We start from the raw sequence: 6,827 nt of genomic DNA, 5'->3' as shown, positions 1-6,827 counted from the left end.
TGACGCACCTGCTCCAAGGTGCGCACCTGCGCTTCGTTCATGTCGATCACCATCCGTTCGATGATCGACTCGCCGCGCCGGCAGGCTGCCCTTCAGCCACCAATTCGCCTCACCCAGACCCCCTCCAGGCTCATTCCTCACTGGAATCTCGCCTTCGACCCCAGGCTCATACCTCGTTGGACAAGACTCCTTCTGGAACTGAACCCGATTCTTCGGCATGATCGACCTCCTATGCTTGCCAAATCCATCATCCCCGCACCCGGTGAGCCACCGGCTGAGGATCATCGCTAATCACCTAAACAACTCCCAATGCGCCCGCTCCGCATCGATCGTTTGGTCGTCTGCGCTGAAACCGCTGCGCCGCCCGCGGGGAGGTGGTAGCCTGTGCGCCAGTCGTCCCACCGCGCTCCCCCACGCGCCCCCGTCGAATTGCGAGGGGTACATTCGCCCCTCGGCTAAGAAGGCCGCTCACCAACGACAGTCACGGGAGGTCATCATGTCCAGTTCCAGCAATGCTCAACTTCATCGGCCGACACGCCGCGGCGCGCTGCAGCTGCTTCTGGCCGCAGGTGGCATGACCGGTTTCGCAGGATGTTGCTCCATGCGCCCCTTCGCCACGCCCTCAATCGGCGGCGACTTCCCGACGGTAGGCACACCGCTGAAACCAAGTGTCCGAAAGTCTGCCGGCGCGCCCAAGCTCTGCATCGACGCTCACACGCATTTCTTCAACGGCACCGATGTTCCAGTCAAGGGCTATCTTGCGGGCCCGGTCGCGCATGACCTGCCTGGGCCCCTGAAGGCTCTGGCTGAATCGCTCGCACCGCTCGCTGATGAACTGGTCACGCTCGCACCGACGGCAGCCGTAGAGTTCAGGGACCTCGTTGACCGATTCGCCGGCTCCAACGTCGACAAGAAGCAGCCCAGCATGTCTGCCTTGTCCAAGGCGGCGATCGTTGAGGAACGCGCCACGCGGTCCCAGGAGTTCTATCGCATTGTCAAAGGCTCCCGGTTTGAGCAGCAGTACAACGACATCAAGGCGCTTCAGTCGCCCGAGGTCAAGTCACTTCTCCGCTCCAACGAAACGTCGCGGCTCGGTGCAAGGTCGCTCTTTGACGCGGCCAATGCCAGCACGGAGTCGAGCCGAAACAAGACACTCTCACTTGCGCAGAAACGCATCGTTGATTCGACACCGTATGCCGATGGCTTCCTGGCGTTCATCAATCACATGCTGTCGCCACGGTGGCACAACATCGGAGACTACGCTGAGGTCTACAGCCTCACCGAGGGCGCCTTCGGCATCGACCACGCGGTTGGCGCCCTAGTCGACTTCGACGCCTGGCTCGACTGCGCTCCGCGGTCGGGCCATGACGACCAGGTCAAGCTGCATCAACTGCTGAGCGCGCTCACTGGCGGATACATGCGTCCCCTTGTCGCCTACAACCCCTGGACCGACGTCCGAGACGACGGCGCCGCACTTGAACGAGTCGTCGATGCCGTCACCAAGCGCGGCTTTGTCGGCGTCAAGATTTATCCACCCAACGGCTTCTACCCTTATGGCAACAAGACCCGCACCGGCTCGCCAAGCCTTGGCCCTTCGTTTGCGGACCTTGACACGAGGCTCGAAAAGCTCTGGGAGAAGTGCACAGAACTCAACGTTCCCGTGATGGCGCACACCAATCAATCGTCCGGAAAGGATTTTGAGTTCGACAGGCTCGGCGGACCAGCTGGCTGGAGGGCACTCGTGGCTCGGTTCAACGAACGCGGTTCGCCGCCGGTGAACCTGGGCCATTTTGGCGGCGGAGGACCCGGCACGACGTGGACAGCCGACTTCGCAGACCTGATGACACAGAAGGGCGGCGAGCGCATCTACGGCGACATCGGATTCTGGGATGAGCTGCAGTGTGGGCAAGCCAGTGCAACCACGTGCGAGGCCGCCAAGACGAGGCTGGAAGACGCACTGAAGCGGCCGGGCGTCAACAAGCGTGTGATGTACGGCAGCGACTGGTTCATGTTGTCGACCCGCCGAGATTGGGGCGACTACCCCTTCGAGATCCTGGCCAGCACGAATGGCCTTCCCATTGCACCCGAAGACCTGTTCGGTCTGAACGCGCAGCGCTGCTACTCGAGGGCCAATCTGGTGGCGGTCGGCTGACGCCGAACCTGTGACGACCGCCTGAACGATGTCCGCATGGTGCCGGTTGACAACCACAAGACTGGGGACTGACAGGTGCCGACCGAAGTCCCAGGCGGTGAACGCCCGCTTTGTAGAAAGAGGACCTCCGAGTGGGCGTCGGCCAATGTCGGCTGTACTTTGAGACCGGTCTTTTTGGCTTGGCAATTCCCTGGCCATTCATATGACCGGAATTGGCCGAGTGCTGAGAGCCGGGAACGATAGGTTCCATGCCACTCAACTTGACAGTCAGGTTTGGGCGCACCGACTGAGCGGTGCGACCGATCAAGACCGACCCGGTGCGGTCTTTCGGCCGGCTGGCGTTGTGGTCAGCTTTGATCGAAAGCAGACGCAAACCGATGTGGTTGGCACCGGCTGAACGGTGGGTATGTGTCGCCTCGAGCGAGTCGACCAAGCATGGCAACATGCTGACGTCTCAGCTGCATTGGTCAGAAGAAGATGCAACCGCGGTAGGAGAGTTGATGCAGTTCATCACCAATGGGCCTGACATTTCCGATGCGCTCCTGCAGGCGCACCAGGAAGGCCGCGTGGTGTTTTTCTGCGGTGCAGGCATTTCCTACCCCGCCGGACTGCCAGGCTTCAAGGGGCTGGTGGAGGCAATCTACCGGCTGAACGGCACAGCGCCCTCGGAGATCGAGCGCGAGGCATTGCACCGAGGGCAGTTCGACGCGACGCTCGATCTGCTGGAGCGTCGGTTGCCGGGACAGCGCCTTGCCGTCCGCCGCAAGCTGGCCGAAGCATTGAAGCCGAATTTGCGCCGCAAAGGCGCCACTGAAACGCAGGCGGCACTATTGCGGCTGGCTCGCAGCCGTGAAGGTGCGCTGCGCCTAGTCACCACCAACTTCGACCGCGTGTTTCATACGGCGGCCAAGCGTACCGGCCAAGCATTCCAAGAATATTCTGCACCAATGCTGCCGATCCCGAAGAACAGCCGCTGGAACGGGCTGGTCTATTTGCATGGCGTGCTTCCCGAAAAGGCGGACGACACGGCCCTCAACCGTTTGGTGGTCACCAGTGGCGATTTCGGCATGGCCTACCTCACCGAACGTTGGGCAGCCCGCTTCGTGAGCGAGCTGTTCCGCAACTACGTGGTTTGCTTCGTGGGTTACAGCATCAACGATCCGGTGCTGCGTTACATGATGGATGCGCTGGCAGCCGACCGGATGCTGGGCGAAGTCACGCCGCAAGCCTGGGCGTTGGCCGACTGCGAGCCGGGTCAGGAACACCGCAAGACCATCGAATGGGAAGCCAAGGGTGTTACGCCCATTCTCTACGGGGTGCGCGTCGGCAGCCATGATCTGTTGCACAAAACCTTGCATGGCTGGGCGAACATCTACCGCGACGGCGTACTAGGCAAGGAGCGCATCGTCATCAGTCACGCTCTGGCAAGGCCTTCAGCAAGCACACAGCAAGACAATTTCGTGGGCCGGATGTTGTGGGCCCTGTCTGACAAATCAGGGCTGCCGGCCAAACGCTTTGCCGACTTCAACCCTGTCCCCTCGCTGGACTGGTTGCTGGAAGCTTTCTCGGACGAACACTTTCAGCACGGCGATCTCGCCCGCTTCGACGTGGCTCCACGCGAGAAGGTAGACGCAAAATTACGCTTCAGCCTGATTCGCCGGCCAGCGCCCTATGACCGCGCACCGCTGATGCTGCTGGTATCCGGCGGCATCAGCGGCACCGAGTGGGACGACGTGATGTTCCAGCTAGCCCGCTGGCTCACGCGCCATCTGAATGACCCGAGGCTGATCATCTGGATCGCTCAACGTGGTGGTCAGTTGCATGACCGCTGGCCAGGGCTGATAGAGCACGAACTCGACCGCTTTGCCTTGCTGGAGCGTGACGGCAAGACCACCGAACTGGATGAAATCCGCTCACAGGCGCCCATGGCCATTCCTGGCCCCTTGATGCGCACGCTGTGGCGTCTGCTGCGCACCGGCCGGGTAAAAACGCCGTGGCGCGGTCCCGATCTCTATCGCTGGAAAGGGCGGTTGAAGCGGGAGGGACTGACCACCACGCTGCGCCTGGAGCTGCGCGAGCTACTCGCCCCTCAGGTGGCCTTGAAAAAGCCGTTTCGTTGGGGCGACGAGGAAGAGAGCGCGGACAAACCCACGCGCTTACGGCAACTGGTGAACTGGGAACTCGTGCTTGCAGCCGATCATGTGCATTCGGCCCTGCGCGACCTTGCCGACGAGCACTGGATATCCGCCTTGCCGCAACTGCTGGAGGATTTTCAGCAACTGCTGCGTGATGCGCTGGACCTGTTGCGCGAACTGGGTGAGGCCGACCACCACAACGACCGATCCTACTGGGATCTGCCTTCCATTGCTCCGCACTGGCAGAACCGGGGGTTACGTGACTGGGTGAGCCTGATCGAAGTGCTCCGCGATGCGTGGCTAGCGCTTCGCGGCAATGACAGTGCTCGTGCCACACGGATTGCCCATGATTGGTTCGAGTTCCCGTATCCCACCTTCAAACGCCTAGCCCTGTTTGCCGCCAGCCACGAGGCTTGCATCGCACCCGAGCAATGGGTGGATTGGCTGCTGGTCGATAGCGCTTGGTGGCTTTGGTCCACGGATACAGGGCGGGAGGTGTTCAGACTGTTCGTTCTGCAAGGGCGGCAATTGGCAGAGGGCACTCAGACACGTCTGGAGCGAGCCATCTTGGTCGGCCCTCCCCGCGAGATGTGCCCGGATGATCTGGAACCAGAGCGGTGGCAAGACTTCGTAGTTCGTTCAGTCTGGCTACATCTGGCCAAACTGAACGCATCGGGCATCACCCTCGGGGCACCCGCAGCGGCGGGCTTGGTGGAGCTGTCCCATGCGTATCCGCAATGGCAGTTGGCAGCCAACGAGCGTGATGAGTTTTCCCACTGGATGAGCGGCACTGGCGATCCGGACTATGAAGACAGCCGAGATGTCGACATCGCGCCTCGAAAGCGCCGTGAGCTTGTTCAATGGCTCACAAAGGCGCAGCCCGAACGGCGACCCTTCTACGAAGACACGTGGCGCAACGTCTGCCGAACCCGCTTTTTTCACAGTCTGTACGCGCTATGCGATCTGGCACGGGACGGCGTATGGCTCGCTGACCGATGGCGTGAGGCCCTGCAGGCCTGGGGCGAAGAAGGCATGGTGTTGCGGTCCTGGCGATACGCCGCGCATCTGGTGCAAACCATGCCCGACGCCATCCTTCAGGAGAATGCCCACGGTGTGACGTGGTGGATTGAGACCGTTTCAAAGTCGATTAATGAACACGAGGAAATTCTGCTGAACCTGTGCCGTCGAGTTCTAGCTCTGCCCCTCGAAGCAGACTCCGGGATAACTCGCAATGGGGAACCGATTGACCAGCCTGTTAGCGAAGCCATCAGTCATCCGGTTGGGCATGCTACGCAGGCGTTGATCAATCTTTGGTTCAGGCGAAACCCGAACGACGACGATCGGCTTCCAACGGACATCAAGCCCTTCTTCGAGGAAGTCTGCGATGTGCGGGTAGGCCGGTTCCGCCACGGCCGAGTGATGCTGGGTTCGAGCTTAATTGCGCTCTTCCGCGTGGACAGAACTTGGACCGAGCAATACCTGTTGCCCCTATTCAATTGGGACAACCCCGGTGAAGCGAAGGCGGTTTGGGAAGGTTTCCTGTGGTCGCCACGCTTGTACCAGCCTTTGATGATTGCATTCAAACCGCAGTTCCTCGAGACCGCAAACCACTACGTTGAGCTAGGCGAACACCGCCATCAGTTCGCAGCCTTCCTGACATACGCAGCGCTCGGGCCGACCGAGGGCTATACCGTGGATGAGTTTCGATCCGCGATTGGAGCACTGCCTCAAGAAGGGTTGGAGGAATGCGCACAGGCGCTGTCTCAGGCACTTGAAGGAGCTGCCGACCAGCGGGAGGACTACTGGAAGAACCGTGTTCAGCCGTTCTGGCACCACGTTTGGCCAAAGTCACGCGACCTGGCTACGCCCCGAATCGCCGAATCATTGGCCCGGCTGATCATTGCTGCTCGAGGCGAACACTCAGCAGCTTTGGCTGCAGTGCAAGACTGGCTTCAACCGATTGAGCGCCCGCACTACGTCGTGCACTTGCTGCACGAATCAGGCCTGTGCAGCCGATTCCCAGCGGATGCGATCCGTCTGTTGGGTGCGGTGATTGCCGATCAACAGTGGGCGCCGCTGGAACTGGGGCAATGCCTCGACGAGATCCTGAGTGCTGCGCCACAGCTGGCAAAAGATGCCCACTACCTGCGAGTTTTTGAGTACGCGCGGAGACGAGGCGAGGCATCGTGAGCAACTCAGATCGCAATTGGCTGAGGGCATTATGCAAGCCGCTTGGCAAGCTCGTGCCCAGCCGCCACTACTCAGGTGTCTGCTTCCGGCCTGGCACCGGTCCGCTGGGCAGCGAGCCCGAGAGTCGCCTGTTGGCCGTCAGGGATCGGCCAGCCGACGGCGCCAAACGGCAGGTCTGCGGCGCATAGCTGCCGCCCAATATCGGAGGACCGCTGTGGCGTTCGAACTGACGCGGTCGATGTCGAGTGTGCAGCGTTACCGGTCGGTGGTGGCCACACGCTGAACTCACGGTCTCGGCTGCATTCCGGTCGTTGCGGCGCCGACGAGATCGCGACACCAGCGGCCGGTAT

At 61.2% G+C, this 6,827-nt stretch carries 3 protein-coding genes; 2 read left to right on the top strand and 1 reads right to left on the bottom strand.

All coding sequences use genetic code 11. The annotated features are described in order from the left end of the window. The first annotated feature begins 496 nt into the window (after positions 1–496). Complete coding sequence (locus AC30NL_RS18475; protein WP_489465452.1) at positions 497–2,152, top strand: amidohydrolase family protein; 1,656 nt, start codon at positions 497–499, stop codon at positions 2,150–2,152. 443 nt (positions 2,153–2,595) lie between these two features. After that, the gene (gene dsr1, locus AC30NL_RS18470; protein WP_489465451.1) at positions 2,596–6,477 is read left to right on the top strand and encodes an anti-phage defense-associated sirtuin Dsr1; all 3,882 of its coding nucleotides are present in this window, start codon (positions 2,596–2,598) and stop codon (positions 6,475–6,477) included. A gap of 67 nt (positions 6,478–6,544) precedes the next feature. On the opposite strand, the gene AC30NL_RS18465 is transcribed toward dsr1, so the two are convergent. Continuing rightward, on the bottom strand, positions 6,545–6,827 hold a 283-nt coding region (locus AC30NL_RS18465; RefSeq protein WP_489465450.1), incomplete at its 5' end, for a hypothetical protein.

This window comes from Rhizobacter sp., assembly GCA_021153565.1.
Taxonomy (GTDB): domain Bacteria; phylum Pseudomonadota; class Gammaproteobacteria; order Burkholderiales; family Burkholderiaceae_C; genus Albitalea.
This window is presented reverse-complemented; position numbering and strand designations above follow the sequence as displayed.